A 19366-nucleotide genomic window follows, 5' to 3' on the forward strand; every position below is an offset into this window, starting at 1 on the left:
AGTCTTGATTGACTCGCGTTTTATTGTTGGCATGCTTCTTCAAATTTAGCCACTAAAGTTTGCAATGCTTGATCTAAATAGGCCGCATTTTCTAAATCACGTATCATATTTTGAACTGGCGTTGTTTGAAGATCGATCAATTTAGTGGGAATAAATTCATCGCCTTGTTTTTCAAGTGTGATTTGTGGATGCACAATACTTCCACCGCAAGGATCCGATAGTAAATAGGCTAGTTCTTTTGTGTGTTCATCTAGTGTACGAAGACGATAATATCCATCTTGATACCATTGTTTTTCCGCATGGAAGCACTGTTCTAAATTTTGGATGACCTCTTGTTTCATACGCACAAACTCCTTTGATCACTTTTTTTCTCAAGTATAACATGTGAACAAAAGACTTTCAGCTTCTCCAACACAACTAGTGTTGTACGTCGATTTTGATTGTAATTCCATTAGGATCAACTAACCACAGTGCCATGTTTTCAAGTTGATAAGGGATATTTTTTTCAATTAGATGTGTACGTAAACGCTCAAGTTCATGTTTAGTCGGTACGAGAAAAGAAAAGTACGAAAGGCCCAAATCATGCTCTTGCATCGCTGGTACATGCTCGCCCATCCAAATATTTGAACCAATATGATGGTGATACGTTCCGGCAGCGAAAAATTTCGCTTGGCGGCCAAAATTACTTTTTAACGATAAGCCGAGTACATCCGTAAAAAAAGTCTCCGTTTTTTCTAAATCTGCTACTTTTAAATGAACATGACCGACAATCGTTTCTTCAGAAAACCCTTGCCATTCTTTTGTTGCCGCATCTATTACACCTTGAGCATCCATCTCGATGGTAATTCCATGGATCTCACCATTTTCACGAATATCCCATTCACTCATCGGTTTATCACGGTACACTTCGATGCCATTTCCTTCTGGATCCGTTAAATATAACGCTTCACTATACCCATGATCACTAGCACCAACTAGCGGTGCGTCGATAGTTAAATAATGGCGCAATGCTTCACCTAAAGCACCACGATCGGGAACTAAAAAGGCTACATGATACAATCCTGTACGCTTTGTTAAAGGCAAAGGATGATCGATTTTTTTTAAAACCAACAAAGGGTGTGCATCGAGGACCCCTAAATTCGTTTGGGTAGTCGTTTGCGATAAGATACGCAACCCAATCACTTGAGTATAAAAATCCGTCATGTTTTCTAGATCTGCTACGTTTAATGCAACCAATCCAATATGTGTTTCTGAAGCTATCTGAAAAGGAATAGATGTCGTCATGTACTTTCCTCATTTCTTATAATTACTATTTGTAAGTAAATTATACAAAACTTATAAAAAGTAAGCAAATAAACAAACCTAAAAAAAGAAGCCCTAATAGGACTTCTTTTAAATTATGCATTTAAGTCTTCACGGTAACAAATGCCTAAACCTTTTAAGAAATTACGCGTATATTTATCTCCACATGGTTTGAAGTTACGATGTCCTTCTTTACGTAGAATCGCACCCATTTCACCTTTTGATGGATAAACACCCACTTCTGCTAAAATCTCCAGCATATTGTCACTAGTTAAAGCTAACGCAATTTTTACTTTTTTCAATAAAATATTGTTCATATGACGTAGTTCACTATTTGGTGCTGGTGGCGGTGTTTTCCCGTCTTTTGGCAGCCCACGTTTTAAGGTAATAAAGCCATTTAAAAAGGCATCCAACGTTTTATTGTTGATCGATTTGACATAAACGTTTTTTCCAAACTCTTCTTGCTCTTCCTCGCTTGGTTTAGGAACTTTCGTCAGCATTTCGCGAACTTCTTCTTTTGAAAAACTCAAGCCACCAAGTTCAAATGCCTTTACGATATCAACATCTTTAATATCCAAAGCATAGCGCAAACGAAGTAGTAAATCATTGTTATTCATTAAAATCCTCCAATATATTGTTCTACGCCTTACTATACCATAAACTAAAATGAAGACCTAAAAAATCCGGTACATTCATTCTTTTGAGTGCACGTATTTATCTTCTAGAATATAAATTCCAATTACTATCTTGAAGTGAGTAGTTCGTTTCACCTAGAGCCTTCACTAAATCAAATGAAAAAGGTTGCGGTCCTGGAGGAAGTATCCCATATTCATAAGAGAAGGCATCCACATCCCATACAATATATAGTTTTGGGTAAATATCTTGTAGAATGGTCAATGTTTTAATTAAATATCGTTTATTAGTTGAATGATCAATAAAATAATTGTCGTCAATTGAAAATTCAGGAGTAGTTTGGGTCGATGTATAGTAATCGCCCTTAAACGTCTCAATCAGTTCCTTGGTTTTATCGTCTTTGACTGGGATACTAGATTGCACACCGTACCAACCGATTCCTTCATTTTTCCATCCTAAGTCAATCAGTTTTTGGCTCTCGTTTACTTTGGTCGTATAGTGGTGACTGCCAGCACCTTTATTATTCGGATTGTAGACTCGATATAATGGAACTTGTTTATTCGTATCTGAATTCCAACCAATCCCTTCATAATGCCAACCTAGATTAGTTAGCATATTTTTCTCTGCAGCACTCATTGTATAATGATGGTCTCCATTATTAGGATTATACAGACGATATACTGGAATCCCTTCTCTCGGTGCATACCAACCAATTCCTTCATTATACCAACCTAGCTGAATCAACTTTTTTTGTTCAGCATTACTAGCGGTATAAAAATGCTCGCCACTGTTCGGATTATACAGCCGATACATTTTTGACGATTCATCTGCTAACACTTGTGTTGAAATACATAACCCTGCTAAAATCGATAAACCTAATACCCATTTTTTCATGTTTTCTTCCTCCAAACACAATAATTGTTTACGCATTTAGTATACTTATTTTTTCATATTAAAGCGACCATTTACTGGTAATGATTTATTAGACTGGCCATTTTCTACGTGATGCTTTTTCTAAGTAAGGTTGTGGAGTAGGATATGAAATCAACTCGATCGTCGATCCCCAAGGTGTTTTACAATAGCAAAACAAATTCCCTTTCCCTGCTTCGACACCACTCAGTTCAATAGGATCAGCATTACGTTTACCCCCTGCTCGTTCTATATCATGAACTGCTTGATCGATATCATCGACATAAAAGGCTACATGTTGCCATCCAAAATCTGCTGGTGTAATCGCTGATCGTTGTGTACCACCTTCAAATTCAAATAATTCGATTTGTGGTCCATTCGGCAATCCGATCATCCGAATCGCTCGTTCTGCCATATTTTCCGCGATGCCTAGTCGTGTCGTAGTTTCATGACTAGTTCTTGGAGTCTCTTTTTTTGTATACGTATCGTACACGATTTCTGCTGAAAATGCCTCGATAAAAAATGTCGTTGCGTCTTCAATATCCGGAACAGTTAATCCAATATGATCGATACCATGTGTATTGTGTTTCACTATTCATCACTCCTTTTGTATATTATTTAGCTTACAAAATACTTGTATGCGATGCGAATAATATGCAATAGACCTACACAATACATTATTGTGTAGGTCTGTCTAACTGCTTATTTTCTTAAATAGATAACATTATTAAACGAGGTCAATCCGGTACCTTCTACACCATTATAGCTATCATATACGAATTGTTGAGCACCAATTGGAATTTGATTGTACATATACGTATACGCATCGATATCCCAAGAAATCATATAACGCGTTGCATTTCCAAGCGATTCTGTTGTAATCTTTGTAATCAAAAATTTTGTATTTGTCGTCCGATTAATATAATAATCATCATTGATTGTAAAGGCAGGTGTATTTTTTCCATCGGCATAATATGTTCCTTGGATTTGATTTAGAATTGATTGCGTTTGTTGGTCTTTTACAGGGATACTCGGCTGCACACCATACCAACCGATTCCTTCATTTTTCCATCCTACATTAACTAATTGTTGACGTTCACCTGCACGAGTGGTGTAATGATGGCTTCCCGCACCTTTATTATTTGGATTATACACACGATATAATGGTACTTGTTTGGCATTATCTGAATTCCAGCCAATTCCTTCATAACGCCAACCCACATTGACTAGCATATTTTTCTCCGCGCCATTTAGCGTGTAATGGTGATCCCCGTTATTCGGATTGTACAAACGATAGACCGGAGTCCCTTGAGTTGGTGCATACCAACCGATTCCTTCGTTTTTCCAACCTAAGCGCAATAATTGCAAAAATTCAGTATCATTGGCAGTATAAAAATGTTCGCCACTATTCGGATTGTATACCCGTTTCATCGCGACTGACTCATCAGCAAGCACTTGTGTTGAAATACATAACCCTGCTAAAATCGATAAACCCAATACCCATTTTTTCATGTTTTCTTCCTCCAAATCTTATAATCGCTTACACTCTTAGTGTACTCATTTTTTTACATTAAAGCGAGTCGTTACTGGTTAAATTAAATCAATTCTTTAGTCATTATTTTTTTTGGTATCATAAATACTCACGATCCCCATTAAAATAAATAAACTAAAAAAGAGCAAGTTCGACTGTCGATCAGTTCGAAAGTAGTTGATTAAAAATAAAATTGCCGCACATAACCAAACATATTTTGTGTAGCGATAATTCCAATTTTTCCCCATAAAACTCCTCCAGTAAATAAAAGTGGATTCAATACCCCGGCGTAGATTTTTTGATCTATCGTATCCTACATTAACTAGTATAACAAAAGAAACTTTTTTTCTCATGCGACAATAAAAACGATCAAAAGACTGTATTATCTTTTGATCGTTTTTATAATTTAATTATTCTTATGTATTTATTTTATCATCAAATTCAGAGAACAAAAAAAGAGATTGGTGAGTTTATAAAACCACCAACTTCTTTCATCTATATACTTCAATTTACTTGCCCTATACGATAACCGCACTATTTGATTCGCATATTGAGAGGAACTCAAAAAAATTTTTTTCTTTCGATAATTGATTAACTACATTTTGATCACTTAAAATTGAAACTAATTGCTCGAAAAGAAGCTCAAATGAACTATCTCTTTCTTCAGTCAATGCTAATAACAAAACCAGTTTTACTCGCTTACCATTCCAATTTATAGGTTTCTTTAAAGAACAAACAGCGATTGCATTTTTTTTAGCACATCGTTGAATCGCATGAGGAATAGCATAGTAGTTCCCATAAGAAGTTCCAGATAATTTTTCCCTAGATAGGACTTTTTCTGTATAGTTTTCGCTACAAAAATCATGAGAAATAAGTTTTTTACACAAAAAATGAATCACTTCATCTGATGTACTAAAATTTTCTCCAGGAAAAAATAATTCTTTTTTGAAGAATCGTTTTGCAATGCTACTGTTTTTTGAAGATGAGTCCAACAAATATTTGATTTTAGTTAAATCCTCATTTGTTAAAGATAGATAATACTGATAAATAGGAATACTTGTAGAGAATTCCAAGTGTTCAGCAGTCAATATCAAATCAATCTTCGAGGATTCTATGACCTCTTGTAAATCAAAAACGGACGGAGCAAAAATAATTTTTATAGAATAATCTAAAATTTTTTTCAGTTGGTTACTTACTAAACGTTGGCTTCCTACTCCATAAGGTGAAACTAATAATATTGTACGCTGTTTACCATGATTAATTGTTTCAGAAGCCGATAAAAAGTGTAAGGCTATATAGGCGATTTCAGCATCAGGAAATACAATTTTTAACCGATTTTGAATCCAAGCAGAAGCAAAAACACTGACATTATAAATAAAAGGAAATTTATTTTTTAATTCTTCAGTTAATGGATTAGACAAAAATTGTTTAGAGTTAGCTCGCTGGTAAAGTAATGTTAAATGATTTAGTAAGTATGTTCTCATTTTTTGATCTTTAGAAAAATCGATACCAAATGATAGTTTTATATAAACTAATAAATCATCTACTACAGATTCAAAATTATCATGATTATTAATAACTATGGGCGTAATTTTTTTAGAATATAATTGTGAAATATAGTCGATTTCTTCTTTTGGTATTTGAATAGAAAATTCATTTTCTAAAAGGAAGGCTAATTTTTTTGCTAGTTCGTTACTTTTATCATCAGATACATCTTTTTTCAAATGTTTAATATAACTACCATTACTTGTTCGATCCAGCAATATAGCAATATGCAAAATAAAAGATACCGTAGCAAAATCATTCGTATAATAATTAATTTTTTTATGATAATCAAGAATTAAGTCAGATAAGTCATTTAAATCACAAAAATCAAAATAATCTGCATATTTTTTTAAATCTAAACGATATGTTTCTACTTCTTTACTAAGGAATAGATTAAATATCTGTCGTTTTTCTTCTTCTTTTGCTTCTATAAGCAAATTATTTTTCTTTCTGATGATACAAAAATACTCGTTTTTATCTGCAATAACTGTATTTATTTCATTCAAAATTCGAGTAAGTGTCGACTCACTAATATAAAAACGATCAGCTAATTCAAAAAAATCATTTTCTTCATTATCGACTATACATTTTAATACTTCAAAAACTAAGCTTTCATTTTTTATTTTATTTGTATTTTTTTTAGTTATCAAAAAATTATCTGATACAAAATATCCTTTTCCAGCTTTAGATCTTATGACTTTTTCTTTATACTCTTGATTAATTTGGCAAATATCATTCCGAACAGTCTTAGAAGAAACACCTAAAAATTGTGCTAAAGAATTAGCAGTTAGCATATTTTTTTCTCTCAACCGTTCGATTAAGAGTTGCTGTCTTTTAGAAATAGTCATAATCACATACAGCCTTTCTACAAAAATTAAACATAATTATTTTACTAAAATTCAATATGGTTATAATTAAAAATACTATTCATATTCTTTCTCTAATTTCACTAGATTTTTCTCATAAACTTTCAAAAATGGATAGTACATTAGTCCATCTAAGAAAATCAATACTGTAACTAAGATAACAGAACGCCAATCCATGGTTGATAAAAATGCTCCTATAGGGGCTGGCATTTGCCATGAGAATACTGCAAATGTTTTACCGACTAATCCAGAAGACATCGACAAATAAGTAACAATTCCATTAAATACTGACGTAAAAATGAATGGGATAAAGAAAATAGGATTTAACATCAATGGCGTTCCAAAAATCAAGGGCTCCGAAATACCAAAAATAGAAGGCAGAAATCCAACTTTCCCTACTGTTCTCAATTGTTTAGATTTAGAACGCATCATCAAAAAAGCAAGAGCTAAAACTGATCCAGAACCTCCAATAATAACAAAATATGTCCAAAAAGGTGTCGTAAAAATATTCGTTAATTCTTGCCCTGAAACTTTTTCAGCAGCATTGATCGATAAATTACCATCGCGTATTGGTCCTAAAATACCCGCTAGAGCAGCATCGTGAATTCCAAAAAACCAAAATAAATGAATCAAAAAGATACTAATGATCGTAAATGGTAAACTATCTGCTGCCTTGAAACTAGGTGCCATTGTATTGTAAATAAATTCTACAAATGTTGTATCCAGTGTATGGAAAATGATGAACAATACAGAAAAAATCGACATTAGAATAATTCCAGGAACCAAAGCTGCAAATGTTTCAGATAAAGAAGCTGGTACGCTATCCGGCATACTAATTCTTCCAATATTTTTTTTGCGCATCCAATGATATCCTTCTACTGTAATGATTGCTACAAAAATAGAAAGTAAAATACCTCTACCATCTAGAAATCCAATATCGACTTGTTTTCCATCCCATCCTAATTTCAAAGGATCTAAACATAACATTAAAAATCCAGCGATTGAAATCATTAATGGTCGTAAAATATCTTCTTTATAGTGTCTACATAAATAATACGTAATTCCAATACAAATATATAGAGACATTGCACTAAGTGTAATTCCGCTAATCCAGTTTAAGATAAAATCATTTTTTTCAGCAAAGCGTCCCCATGCGAGCAAAAAGCTATTCTTAGTGTCTTCAGTCACTGGTGCCGCTTTCAAAATAATTGGTATCGAACCAAAAAGAGTAATGGGTAACATAGACATAAAGGCATCTCTCGTTGCTTTTAAATGTCGCTGTTGACTTAGTTTATTGGCTAAAGGAGAAATGTATTGGTCCATTTTATCGCTAAATGTATCAAATCCCATTTCATTATACCTCAATCAGTTTTTGAATATCTTCAAAAACAGCCTTTCCATCCATCATTCCATATTTTACTGGTGAAATAGCATGTACTGGAACTGAAATTGCCTGTTTTATTTGTGGCATTAAAAAACGAATTTGAGGACCTACTAAAACTAAATCAATATCCGATAGATAGTCTACATACTCTGATTCACTATAAGCACTAACTTTCAAAGAATTATTTGATGCTGCTTCTATTTTTTTAGCAAGAATCCCCGTTGACATACCCGCATTACAAATTAACATTACTTTTTTCATCTCTATCTCTCCCTTTTAATAACTTTTTCGTTTAATCAATGCGCCATTGGTTTCAATCATTTTTTTAAACCAATAATAAGAAGCTTTTGGTTTACGAACTTGATTGTCTACAAAATCTACTGCTACTAAACCATATCTTTTTTCGACACCATTTTTCCAAGAATATAAATCAAATGGCGACCACACATAATATCCACGAACATCGCATCCTAAATCAATAGCATTGAAAATCGCATTAATATGATCGTTCATGAATGAAATTCTATATTCATCATTTATTTGATCCACAGAAACATCTTCTCTTACGCCAATTCCATTTTCTGTTACATATAATGGTAATTTATATCGCTTGTATGCTTCTACTAAACCATCTTGAAGTCCTTTAGGGTAAATCTCGGTATCCCATTCTGTTGTTTCATTAGAAGGATCTTTAACCTGTTCAAACCAATTTTTTATTAAAACTTTGCTTTCTCCTTTTTTGCCGGAGTGATTAAATTGTAATTGTGTTTCACCTTCAGTATATGATTTAACTAACGTTCGAGAATAATAATTTAAACCAATAAAGTCCACTGTATATTGTTTAATTTTTCTAAGTTCCTCAGGTTTCATAAAACTAATATCATATGATTTGGACAGATAAGCAATCAAATCAATCGGAAACTCCCCTAAAGCTGCTGTATCTAAAATCCAATTATTACAATAGTTGTCAGCATAACGCATAGCAATTTTTGTTTCAATACTATCATCTACACCATTGACTGGAGTATAGCTATGAACAATTCCAATCTCTCCTGAGTAATTACCCTCTCTGAATACTTCAATTGCTAATGAATTCGCATACATTACGTTGTATGCTGCTTGCATCGTTTTTGCAGTATCTTGATATCCTGGTGGATAATTTCCAATTTTATATCCATTTACCACAAACCATTTCGGTTCATTAAATGTTGTCCACAATGAAATTTTATCGCCAAAATATTCAAAACAAACTTTTGCATATTGTGCGAATGCTACACATACATCATGGTTTAACCAGCCACCGATTTCTTCCCAATATTGTGGAAGATCCCAATGGTATAAAGTAACAAAAGGTTCAATATTGAATTTCTTACAAGTATCCAATATTTTAGTATAAAATTCAATTCCTTTTAGATTAATCTCTCCTTCTTTATTTTTAATAATTCTTGGCCAAGATAAAGAAAATCGATACGTATTTTGTCCACCTTCGCTCATCATACGAATATCTTCTTCATAGCGATGATAATGATCGCTTGCCACATCTCCATTTTCTAAATTTTCCTGATGAAGATAATGGTCCCACATTGATTCTGCTTTTTCATCTACATTCCATGCACCTTCACATTGGTATGATGCCGTAGCTCCACCCCATAAAAAATGATTATCCATTTATAATACTCCCTTTCCATTGATAAATTTCACATAATTCTCCTATCATATCAACTGCAAATGCTGTAGATGATAAATGACCTTCTGCATGAACTAATAATAAATCTACTTCTTTCATTTTATCTGCTGCGGACAATTTCCTTAACAATTCAGCATGCGCTCGATGTGCCAAATTTAGTTCTTTTTTCGCTTCAGAATATTGTAGTGCGAAATTTTCAAATTTTAATTGTTTTGCTTCGACTAATGCTTCATATGCAGAACTTTTAGCATTTCCTGCATGTAAAATAATAGCCATCGAATCCAACTCTGTCTCAATAATATCTTCCATAACTAAGCCTCTCTTTTCTGTAATATACTCATACTATATCGAGAAGTATGAAACGAATAAAATCAATTTTTGCCACTTATAAAATGGTAAAAATTGATTTTATTTTTTACACTATACTGATGATTAAAAAAATTACATAACAGTTTAACTAAGCATTAAACACCAAGATTAAAAATATAAAGGTAAAATAATTTTGATTTTTTATTCATGAAAGCGTTGACATATTAAAATGTATGCGCTATTATAAAGGCAACCAAGAGGATAGTGATTATTCAGTTAAGCTAGACCTAAACAAACGAAACTCCATCCGAGTTTATTTGTTTAGGTCTTTTTTGTGTCATTTTATCCGAAAGATAACATGAAAGGAGTTTACTTTACTTCCTTGGACGGGAGAAGTTCAATGGGTTGACCATCTTTAAATAAAAATGAATTTGGAGGTTTCAAACATGGGAAAGTATGAAGAGTTAGCAAAAAATATTGTCAGAGAAGTCGGCGGTAAAGAAAATGTCAATTCCTTAACAAATTGTATTACTCGCCTACGTTTCAAATTAAAAGATGAAAGTAAAGCCAACACTGAAGTATTAAAAAATATGGATGGCGTTGTAACAGTTATGCAAGCTGGTGGTCAATATCAAGTGGTTATCGGAAACCATGTGCCAGACGTGCGTAAAGATGTCGACGCTGTGTTAGGAACATTAGAACCTACAACAGATACAGGTCCAAAAGGAAATCTATTTGATCAATTCGTTGATATGATTTCTTCAATTTTCCAACCGATCTTAGCACCATTATCTGCAGCCGGTATGTTAAAAGGGGTCGCAGCTATTACTGTTTTCTTAATGGGTGCTGATTTTAAATTAACATCGACTTACGCTATTTTAAACGCAATGGGCGATGGCCTATTTATGTTCTTGCCATTCTTTATTGGATATACTGCAATGAAAAAATTCGGTGGTTCGCCATTCGTTGGAATGATGATTGCCGCAAGTTTGATTTACCCTGGATTTTTAGACGGTTCAGCTACTGCTACATTTGCGGATACTGGTGGCTTAAACTTCTTTGGCATTCCATTTTCAATTCCACCAGCAGGTTATGGCTCAACTGTAATGCCGATCATCGCTTCTACTGCCTTTGCAGCGATTTTAGAAAAGCAATTGCGTAAAGTGATTCCAGATGTTGTGAAATTATTCTTGGTACCATTTATTGTCGCTATTATTACGATTCCTTTAACATTCTTAGCAATTGGTCCAGTAATGAATATTGCATCTGACGGTTTAGGAAATGCATTGATTGCAATCCAAGGCTTCAGTCCAATCGTTTATGGTGTGGTTTTAGGTTTTGGTTGGCAAGTACTCGTAATGTTTGGTTTACACTGGGCGATCGTACCGTTTGCTATCATTGCCTTATCTAGTGGTACTCCTACTGCTTTACTAGTGCCTTCAGGTAGCGTAAGTTTTGCGCAAACAGGTGCTGTTTTAGCAATCATGATCAAAACACAAAATGCGAAATTACGTGAATTATCTATTCCAGCTTTTATCTCAGGTCTATTCGGGGTAACTGAACCTGCGATTTACGGAATTACGTTACCGAAAAAACGTCCTTTCTGGGCTTCATGTATCGTTGGTGGTGTGACTGGTGGTATCGCAATGGGTCTAGGTATCCAAGCATATCAAATGGGTGGTTTAGGAATCTTCCGTTACACCTCTAACATTTCTCCAGACGGCGACATCAAATATGCAATCTACTCAATCATTTTAGATATCGCAGCACTTGCTGCAGGTTTCGCTTTAGCTTATGTCATCGGCTTTAAAGATGATGCACCAACAATTGCTTTATCTAAAGAAGAAGCAAAAGCTATGGCAACAGGTAAAACAATCAACAATACAAACGCTCCAGTTGTAGCAAAAGAAGAAATTATCGTTCCTGTTGAAGGAACTGTATTACCATTAAGTGAAGCAAAAGATGCTGTGTTTGCTGAAGGTCTACTTGGTTCAGGTGTAGTCATCGACCCTACTGATGGCGATGTATTCGCTCCATTTGACGGAAATGTGATGACGATTTTCCCAACGAATCATGCGATCGGCTTGATTTCAGATTCTGGTGTCGAAGTCTTGATCCACATTGGTTTAGATACTGTTCAAATGGAAGGTAAAGGATTTACAGCTTTTGTAAAACAAGGCGATACTGTGAAAAAAGGTCAAAAATTGATCCACTTTGATATTGAAGAAATCGAAAAAGCTGGCTACTGTACACAAGTTCCAATCATTATTACAAATACACCAGATTTTTCTGATATCATTCCAACATCAAGTAAAACTGCAAAACACAACGAAGTGTTGATGACGACGATTCGTTAAATCAAATTGAAAAGGAGATTCTTATGAGCTTTCCAACAAATTTCTTATGGGGTGGCGCGACTGCTGCCAACCAATGTGAAGGTGCTTGGGATGTCGATGGGAAAGGTCCTTCGATCAGTGATCATAGCCGTGCGGGAAGTCGCACGGCTTCTGGTCGTCGTGTCTTTGATCTAGAGATCGATACCGATCAGTACTATTACCCAAGTCATACCGCCATCGATTTTTACCATCATTACAAAGAAGATATCGCATTATTTGCCGAAATGGGCTATAAAACGTACCGAATGTCCGTCAATTGGACCCGAATTTTTCCAAATGGCGATGAAGACACACCGAATGAAGCTGGACTAAAATTTTACGATGATGTCTTTGATGAATGTTTAAAATATGGCATCGAGCCACTTGTGACGATCTCGCATTTTGAACTTCCCTTCCACCTTGGAAAAACATACGATGGCTTTTTAGACAAACGCGTCATTGACTTTTACGAGCGTTATGCCACTACTCTATTTACTCGTTACCAACATAAAGTAAAATACTGGTTGACCTTTAATGAGATCAATTTTGGTACCCTTCCCCACGGTCTTCGAATCAATGGTTTATTTAACCGTGAGTATACAGAAACTGAACAATACCAAGCACTCCACAATGTCTTTTTAGCTTCTGCTAGAGCAGTGATCGCTGGCCATAACATCAATCCAGACTTTAAAATCGGTTGTATGCTAGCTTATATCACGATGTATCCTAAGACTTGTAAGCCTGCTGATGTCTTAAAAACCCAACAAATGAATGATAAATTGAACTTTTTCTGTGGCGATGTCCAAGTTAAAGGAAAATATCCTTACTATATGAAGCAATATTTTAAAGATCATGGTATCGATTTTGAAATCACAGAAGAAGACAAGGCTTTGTTAAAAGCAGGTACGGTCGACTATTACACATTTAGCTACTATATGAGTACTTGTATTGCCGCTGATATCGACAATCGTGAAGATAAATCAGGTGGGAATCTCTTTGGTGGAGTTGCCAATGAGTATCTTGAAACCAGTGACTGGGGTTGGCAGATCGACCCGATTGGTCTACGTTTTACGTTAAATCAATTGTATTCACGCTATGAAGTCCCACTAATGGTTGTAGAAAATGGCTTAGGTGCCTTTGATGAATTAAACGATGACCACACGATCGATGATGATTATCGTATCGATTATTTTAGACAACATATTATCGAAATGCAAAAAGCGCTTGACGATGGTGTGGAGCTGATTGGCTATACGCCTTGGGGTTGCATCGATCTGATCAGCGCGGGAACTGGTGAAATGAGTAAACGATATGGATTTATCTATGTCGATCGCGATGACGAAGGCAACGGTACGCTCGCTCGCTATCCAAAGAAATCATTTTACTGGTATAAAAAAGTCATTGAAAGTAATGGAACTGAGTTATAAATACGAATACTCCAAATTTTTCTTCAAATCAGAAAATTTGGAGTATTTTTTTTACTTAATCTAAATAAGAAATCTTCAACTCTTTAAAATATCCTTGTGTGCCGATATCAACAAATAAACCTACTGCACCTTTACTATCTCCAAGTTTTAAGTCTTTCACAGTTAATACATGTTTGTCATTAATATAAAATTCTCCTTGGGTCCCTTGAATTACCGCTTTTAAGTCAATCCATTCATCAAGATCAATCGCTGCTGCACCTTCGTATTTAGTAATCCCCTTTTCTCTAAAATAATCAAATGTATAATTAGGATATGAAAAGTATTGGAATGCTCGTTGTCTTCTAACAAGATCTTCACTGTATCCATTTGTTGGTCGAATGTAGAATGATTCAAATGCTGAATCTTTTTCATCGATTCGGAAAGCTAATCCAATAAAACCACGAGCAAAATCTGGAGCATCAGCTAATAAACGACTACGCACTTGGACTTCGATCGTACCGTTATGAAATTCTTTATCAATCAATTTCGTATATGTATTTTCATCGAATTCCATTAATTTTTTAGCTTTAGTTACAACTAATACCGAGTCATCTTCTAAAAATATTTTTTCATATTTTACATTTACTGGTTTAAAATTCATTTTATGAATATCCATTCTAAACACTCCCCACCTTCTAATACAAAAAGCATACTAAATTTTTCGTAGTATGAAAAGTAGGCACAAAAAAGTAACTATTCTTTGATAGCTACTTTATAAATCGCTCCCCATTTACGCATTTCTTCGATTACTGGAAGTAAAGACTTTCCTAAATTCGTCAATCGATACTCTACATGTGGAGGATTTTCCTGAAAATCGATACGTTCAACTAAACCGTCACTGATCATTGAATTTAGACTCTGTGTGAGAATTTTTTGTGAGATGCCTTCTAATGAACGCTTTAATTCTGCATTACGTTTTGATCCAGTCATTAGATCTCGAATAATCAAAGTTTTCCATTTACTGCCGATTAATTGAACTGTTGTCGCGACGTCACATGCTGGCATGTTCTCTTTTGTAATCATCGTACTACCTCCAAGTTATTGTTAAATTAAGTATATAACAAATAATTTGGATAAAGAATAATTTCCTCTTGCCTTGAAGCCCACTCCAAGGTTTACAATAAGTCTATCAATTAAGTAAAGGAGAATTATTATGAAAAAGACCCTCTATCTAATGCGCCATGGCGAAACTTTATTTAATCAACAAAAGAAAATCCAAGGTTGGTGCGACTCCCCGCTAACCTCAAAAGGTCAGCAACAAGCATTGATTGCTAAAAAGTATTTTGAGACACAAGGAATCGTATTTAAGGAGGCTTACTCCTCCACTTCCGAACGTGCATGTGATACCTTAGAGCTAGTAACTGACGCTCCTTACACACGTATCAAAGGATTAAAAGAATGGAACTTTGGTACGTTTGAAGCAGAACATGAATATCTAAATCCTAAATTACCTTATGGAGATTTCTTTGCTGCATATGGCGGAGAAAAAGAGTTAGACTTTCGCACACGAGTGGCAAATACTGTATCCGATATTTTATCGCAAGCACAGGCTGATTCTATTTTGATCGTTTCACACGGTGCAGCCTGTCGTCAATTCATGCGTGCTTGGGAACATAAAAGTCTGGTTGAACAAAAAAGTCGTATTGGCAACTGCTGTATCTTAAAATTTGAGTACGATGAAGATGAAAAAGAATTCGAACTGCTTGAGATCATCAATCACGATTTTAGTCACTTGGAGGAAGTATGATGAATATCAAAAAAGCCGCTGAACTTTTTGACTTAACGCCAGATACACTGCGTTACTATGAACGAGTCGGTGTCATTCCACCAGTTACACGTAATGAAAGTGGCTATAGAGACTATCAAACCAATGATTTAAACTGGATTTACTTAGCCAAAAGTTTACGAAATGCCGGCATTTCTGTTGAGTCTTTGATTGAATTTGCCCATCTTGCTCAACTAAGAGGAATAGAACCGATCGAAGCAGCACAAAAGCAGATCTTAATCGATCAGCTAGAAGAATTAGACACAACTATTCAAGAATTAGCACAAGTTCGCGACCTATTGACCTATAAAATCAATACCTATGACGAACATATTGCGCAATTTAAAGCAGGTACTCGAACACCAGATACTGTCGAAAAATTATGGGAACAATCTTTTAAAGGAGGAAACAAATATGGAAACCATCACATTGAATAATGGTGTCATCATGCCAAAATTAGGATTTGGAGTCTATCAAATCCCGCAAGCAGAAACAGCAGAAGCAGTGTATCAAGCAATCAAAATCGGTTATCGCTTGATCGATACCGCAGATATTTATGGAAACGAGGTGCAGACCGGTGAAGGAATCAAACGCGCAATCTCAGAAGGATTAGTTACGCGTAAAGATTTATTTGTTACGACTAAACTCTTTATTTTACAAGCTTCTGAAGCTGGGGCGAAAAAAACGATTGCACAATCGCTTGAACGATTAGGGTTAGACTATATCGATTTATATTTGATACACCAACCTTATGGTGACATCTATGGTGCATGGCGTGCTATGGTCAGTGCACAAAAAGCGGGAGTCGTACGTGCGATCGGTGTTTCTAACTTCAAATCGGCAAAAATGATTGAATTTTCAAGTCTAGTCGATGTCAAACCTCAAGTCAATCAGATCGAGATCAATCCTTGGTACCAACGTATCGAAGATCAAGAGTGGCATGAAAAATACGACGTGCAACTTGAAGCTTGGGCTCCTTTTGCAGAAGGTCGTCATGACTTATTTACCAATCCTACGCTAGCAAACATCGGTAAAAAGTATGATAAAACAGTTGGCCAAGTCGTGCTTCGTTGGTTGATGCAACGCAATCTTGTCGCACTCGCTAAATCTGTGCGACCTGAACGGATGGCAGAAAACTTTGCGATTTTTGATTTTGAATTGTCAAAAGAAGATATGGAAACAATCACGAAATTAAATCAAAATGAATCCGCGTTCTTTGATCATGATGCACCTAAGCAAGTCGAAGCCTTTATGAAACGTATGTTGAATGTGAAGTGATTTTTTAATTTCTAGTGTAAATCAAGCTAAACAATTAGAGATTCTATTTATACTACATTCAAGATATATACAATAAAAGAAGGATAAAAAATAGATTCAAAAAATCTATGATAGAAAAATACTATATTTTATTATCATAAACAAAAATTAGGAGGACTATAGATGAAAACAGCAATTTTTGAAGAAGCAGGAAAAATGGAAGTATATGATGTGGAGAAACCACGATTACAAGCTGAAGATGATGTGATTATAAAGGTAGTGCGTGCCTGTGTATGTGGATCTGATCTATGGTCATATGCACATGGGGATAATAAAGAAGCACATTCTGAAAACTCGGGGCATGAAGCATTGGGTATCGTGGAAGAGATTGGATCTGCGATCACTACAGTCAAACCCGGTGATTTTGTGATCGTACCGTTTACTCATGGTTGTGGAGAATGCGCTGCCTGTCGTGCTGGTTTTGATGGGACATGTGATCGTCATCAAGGTGCGAGCAATTGGTCTCATGGATTCCAATCAGAATATATTCGCTTTCATTATGCTAATTGGGCGCTGATTAAAATTCCTGGGCAACCTGCTGATTATACAGAAGGAATGATCAAATCATTGTTAACATTAGCTGACGTGATGCCGACAGGCTATCATGCGGCGCGTTGTGCAGAAGTGAAGCCTGGTGATAAAGTCGTTGTTATTGGAGATGGAGCAGTCGGACAGTGTGCAGTTATTGCAGCGAAAATGCGAGGAGCTTCCCAAATCGTTTTGATGAGTCGTCATGAAGATCGTCAACAATTGGCACAAGAATTCGGCGCAACTGCTATCGTTGCACAACGTGGCGAAGAAGGTATTCAAAAAGTACGTGAACTATTAGGTGGAGGTGCCGATGCCGCATTAGAATGTGTCGGGACGCAAGCTGCAATCGACCAAGCGATTGGAGTACTGCATAATGGCGGACGAATTGGGTATGTCGGTGTCCCGCATTATGATAACCGTCCGATTGGATCGACTTTTGCTCAAAATATCGCTATTGCAGGCGGATCGGCTTCAGTAACGACTTATGATAAGCAATTTTTACTTAAAGCAGTCTTAGATGGCGACATCAACCCAGGAAAAGTCTTTACCCAAACCTATGCGTTGTCAGATATCAATCAAGCTTATCTAGACATGCAAGAACGTAAAACAATCAAATCAATGCTCGTTGTGGCTGAATAAAATAAAAATGTTACTGTAACATAAGTTTCTAAAAAGCCATCTCTTGCATCCAACGTTTCTGAACATAATTCTATTTATTTATACAGATCAATTTGAAGTGGATCATTCTGATTAATTTTTTGTTGATTATTATCTAAGATTTTAATTACTGTTTCTAAAGATGTTTTTTAGAAACAGTAACTTTTTTTAGTAAATGCCAAAACTTTAAAAAAAATCGGTCACCGCAAATAAATAGGATATGCCGTATTTATTTGTAAATCCACAAGTCACTCCTTACGCTGTCTGATAACGAAACTAGTCTTGTGTCGCACTTTTTGAAAAAGATTTTTTTATATGTATCATAAGAACTAGTAGGAACATCATTTAGCAATTTCCCACTAAAAATCGTAGTATACTTTCTCAGTTTTTAGCTTAGCCTTCGTAACGATAGTCATGCAATCGATAGCCCACACCAATTTCCGTTAATAGATATTCTGGTTTTAGCGTTTGTCCTTCGATTTTTTTACGGATATTCGACATATTGACTCGTAGTGTTTTTTGATCGTCCGCATATGGCCCCCAGACACTCGTCAATAACGTTTGATAATTTACGATTTTCCCAATATTCAAGAACATGACTTCAAGAATACGGTATTCATTTTTTGTTAAGTGAATTTCTTGATGGTTCTTGTACACTAGCTTTTTATCAAAATCAATGCAAAGATCTCGATTTTCGATACTTTGTAACATTTCTGGTCTACGAATTTGTCGTCTGAATGCCATGCGGATTCGCGCAAGCAATTCTTGTGTTCCAAATGGTTTGGTTACATAATCATCTGCACCTAAATCGAGTACTTTCACTTTTTCCAGTTCATTATTTCGCGCAGAAAGAATCAAAACAGGTAGATCCATTTGTCTACGGATAATTTTTAACAAGTCGATTCCATCGATATCAGGTAGGCCTAGATCCAATAAAACCAAGTCGATAGTCTGTGTCTGAAACATAACTAGAGCATCTGAAGCACTTGTCGCGGTGTAAAGTTGGTAGTTTTCTTGCATTAAAACGACTTCCATAAATGAAACGATTTTTGGATCGTCTTCTACTAATAAAATCGAATACTTCATCTA

General features: G+C 35.3%; 21 protein-coding genes. 6 read left to right on the forward strand and 15 right to left on the reverse strand.

Annotated features, from left to right (window positions below; translation table 11 throughout):
* Positions 1 to 20: 20 nt before the first annotated feature.
* The 12 genes from I573_RS02510 to I573_RS02560 form a co-directional block, all read right to left on the reverse strand.
* Positions 21 to 341 (reverse strand): hypothetical protein, encoded by a 321-nt coding sequence (locus tag I573_RS02510; protein WP_016185004.1) that lies wholly within the window; start codon positions 339 to 341, stop codon positions 21 to 23.
* Positions 342 to 417: 76 nt separating this feature from the next.
* Positions 418 to 1284 (reverse strand): VOC family protein, encoded by an 867-nt coding sequence (locus I573_RS02515; RefSeq protein WP_016185005.1) that lies wholly within the window; start codon positions 1282 to 1284, stop codon positions 418 to 420.
* A gap of 113 nt (positions 1285 to 1397) precedes the next feature.
* Positions 1398 to 1919, reverse strand: coding sequence for a YehS family protein (locus I573_RS02520; RefSeq protein ID WP_016185006.1), 522 nt, complete (start codon positions 1917 to 1919; stop codon positions 1398 to 1400).
* 97 nt (positions 1920 to 2016) lie between these two features.
* On the reverse strand, positions 2017 to 2829 hold the full coding sequence (locus tag I573_RS02525; protein ID WP_016185007.1) for a hypothetical protein: 813 nt from the start codon (positions 2827 to 2829) through the stop codon (positions 2017 to 2019).
* A gap of 88 nt (positions 2830 to 2917) precedes the next feature.
* Positions 2918 to 3436, reverse strand: a complete 519-nt coding sequence (locus I573_RS02530; protein WP_016185008.1) for a VOC family protein — start codon at positions 3434 to 3436, stop codon at positions 2918 to 2920.
* A gap of 110 nt (positions 3437 to 3546) precedes the next feature.
* Positions 3547 to 4356 carry a hypothetical protein gene (locus I573_RS02535; RefSeq protein ID WP_016185009.1) on the reverse strand — a complete coding sequence of 270 codons (810 nt, stop codon included), beginning with the start codon at positions 4354 to 4356 and terminating at the stop codon, positions 3547 to 3549.
* A gap of 96 nt (positions 4357 to 4452) precedes the next feature.
* Positions 4453 to 4623 carry a hypothetical protein gene (locus tag I573_RS11490; protein WP_016185010.1) on the reverse strand — a complete coding sequence of 57 codons (171 nt, stop codon included), beginning with the start codon at positions 4621 to 4623 and terminating at the stop codon, positions 4453 to 4455.
* Between the two features lie 270 nt (positions 4624 to 4893).
* Positions 4894 to 6768, reverse strand: a complete 1875-nt coding sequence (locus I573_RS02540; RefSeq protein ID WP_016185011.1) for a BglG family transcription antiterminator — start codon at positions 6766 to 6768, stop codon at positions 4894 to 4896.
* 75 nt (positions 6769 to 6843) lie between these two features.
* A complete protein-coding gene (locus I573_RS02545; protein ID WP_016185012.1) occupies positions 6844 to 8136 on the reverse strand; it encodes a PTS sugar transporter subunit IIC in 1293 nt (430 codons plus the stop codon).
* A 4-nt stretch (positions 8137 to 8140) separates the two neighbouring features.
* A complete protein-coding gene (locus tag I573_RS02550) occupies positions 8141 to 8431 on the reverse strand; it encodes a PTS sugar transporter subunit IIB (RefSeq protein WP_016185013.1) in 291 nt (96 codons plus the stop codon).
* Positions 8432 to 8446: 15 nt separating this feature from the next.
* Positions 8447 to 9838, reverse strand: coding sequence for a glycoside hydrolase family 1 protein (locus I573_RS02555; protein WP_016185014.1), 1392 nt, complete (start codon positions 9836 to 9838; stop codon positions 8447 to 8449).
* Positions 9831 to 10166 (reverse strand): PTS sugar transporter subunit IIA, encoded by a 336-nt coding sequence (locus I573_RS02560; RefSeq protein WP_016185015.1) that lies wholly within the window; start codon positions 10164 to 10166, stop codon positions 9831 to 9833. Before I573_RS02560 ends, I573_RS02555 begins: the two co-directional genes overlap by 8 nt.
* Before the next feature lie 446 nt (positions 10167 to 10612).
* On the opposite strand from I573_RS02560, the gene I573_RS02565 reads away from it, so the two are divergent.
* Both I573_RS02565 and I573_RS02570 read left to right on the forward strand, forming a co-directional pair.
* Positions 10613 to 12523: a beta-glucoside-specific PTS transporter subunit IIABC gene (locus tag I573_RS02565; RefSeq protein ID WP_016185016.1), complete on the forward strand. Its 1911-nt coding sequence runs from the start codon at positions 10613 to 10615 to the stop codon at positions 12521 to 12523.
* 23 nt (positions 12524 to 12546) lie between these two features.
* Positions 12547 to 13968 carry a glycoside hydrolase family 1 protein gene (locus I573_RS02570; protein ID WP_016185017.1) on the forward strand — a complete coding sequence of 474 codons (1422 nt, stop codon included), beginning with the start codon at positions 12547 to 12549 and terminating at the stop codon, positions 13966 to 13968.
* A 55-nt stretch (positions 13969 to 14023) separates the two neighbouring features.
* Here the strand turns inward: I573_RS02570 and I573_RS02575 are convergent, their stop codons facing one another.
* Both I573_RS02575 and I573_RS02580 read right to left on the reverse strand, forming a co-directional pair.
* Positions 14024 to 14623, reverse strand: coding sequence for a hypothetical protein (locus I573_RS02575; protein WP_016185018.1), 600 nt, complete (start codon positions 14621 to 14623; stop codon positions 14024 to 14026).
* 77 nt (positions 14624 to 14700) lie between these two features.
* Entirely contained in the window at positions 14701 to 15030 is a 330-nt protein-coding gene (locus I573_RS02580) for a winged helix-turn-helix transcriptional regulator (RefSeq protein WP_016185019.1), read from the reverse strand.
* A gap of 130 nt (positions 15031 to 15160) precedes the next feature.
* Between I573_RS02580 and I573_RS02585 the strand changes: the two genes are divergently transcribed.
* From I573_RS02585 to I573_RS02600, 4 genes are all read left to right on the forward strand, one after another.
* Positions 15161 to 15754, forward strand: a complete 594-nt coding sequence (locus I573_RS02585) for a histidine phosphatase family protein (protein WP_016185020.1) — start codon at positions 15161 to 15163, stop codon at positions 15752 to 15754.
* A complete protein-coding gene (locus I573_RS02590; RefSeq protein WP_016185021.1) occupies positions 15754 to 16209 on the forward strand; it encodes a MerR family transcriptional regulator in 456 nt (151 codons plus the stop codon). The genes I573_RS02585 and I573_RS02590 overlap by 1 nt, the downstream gene beginning before the upstream one ends.
* Positions 16187 to 17050 carry an aldo/keto reductase gene (locus I573_RS02595; protein WP_016185022.1) on the forward strand — a complete coding sequence of 288 codons (864 nt, stop codon included), beginning with the start codon at positions 16187 to 16189 and terminating at the stop codon, positions 17048 to 17050. Before I573_RS02590 ends, I573_RS02595 begins: the two co-directional genes overlap by 23 nt.
* 162 nt (positions 17051 to 17212) lie before the next feature.
* Positions 17213 to 18259: a zinc-binding dehydrogenase gene (locus I573_RS02600; RefSeq protein ID WP_016185023.1), complete on the forward strand. Its 1047-nt coding sequence runs from the start codon at positions 17213 to 17215 to the stop codon at positions 18257 to 18259.
* Between the two features lie 411 nt (positions 18260 to 18670).
* Here I573_RS02600 and I573_RS02605 read toward each other — a convergent pair whose 3' ends face one another.
* The gene (locus I573_RS02605; RefSeq protein WP_016185024.1) at positions 18671 to 19363 is read right to left on the reverse strand and encodes a response regulator transcription factor; all 693 of its coding nucleotides are present in this window, start codon (positions 19361 to 19363) and stop codon (positions 18671 to 18673) included.
* Positions 19364 to 19366 lie beyond the last annotated feature (3 nt).

It is taken from the genome of Enterococcus sulfureus ATCC 49903 (assembly GCF_000407605.1).
Classification (GTDB): Bacteria; Bacillota; Bacilli; order Lactobacillales; family Enterococcaceae; genus Enterococcus_G; species Enterococcus_G sulfureus.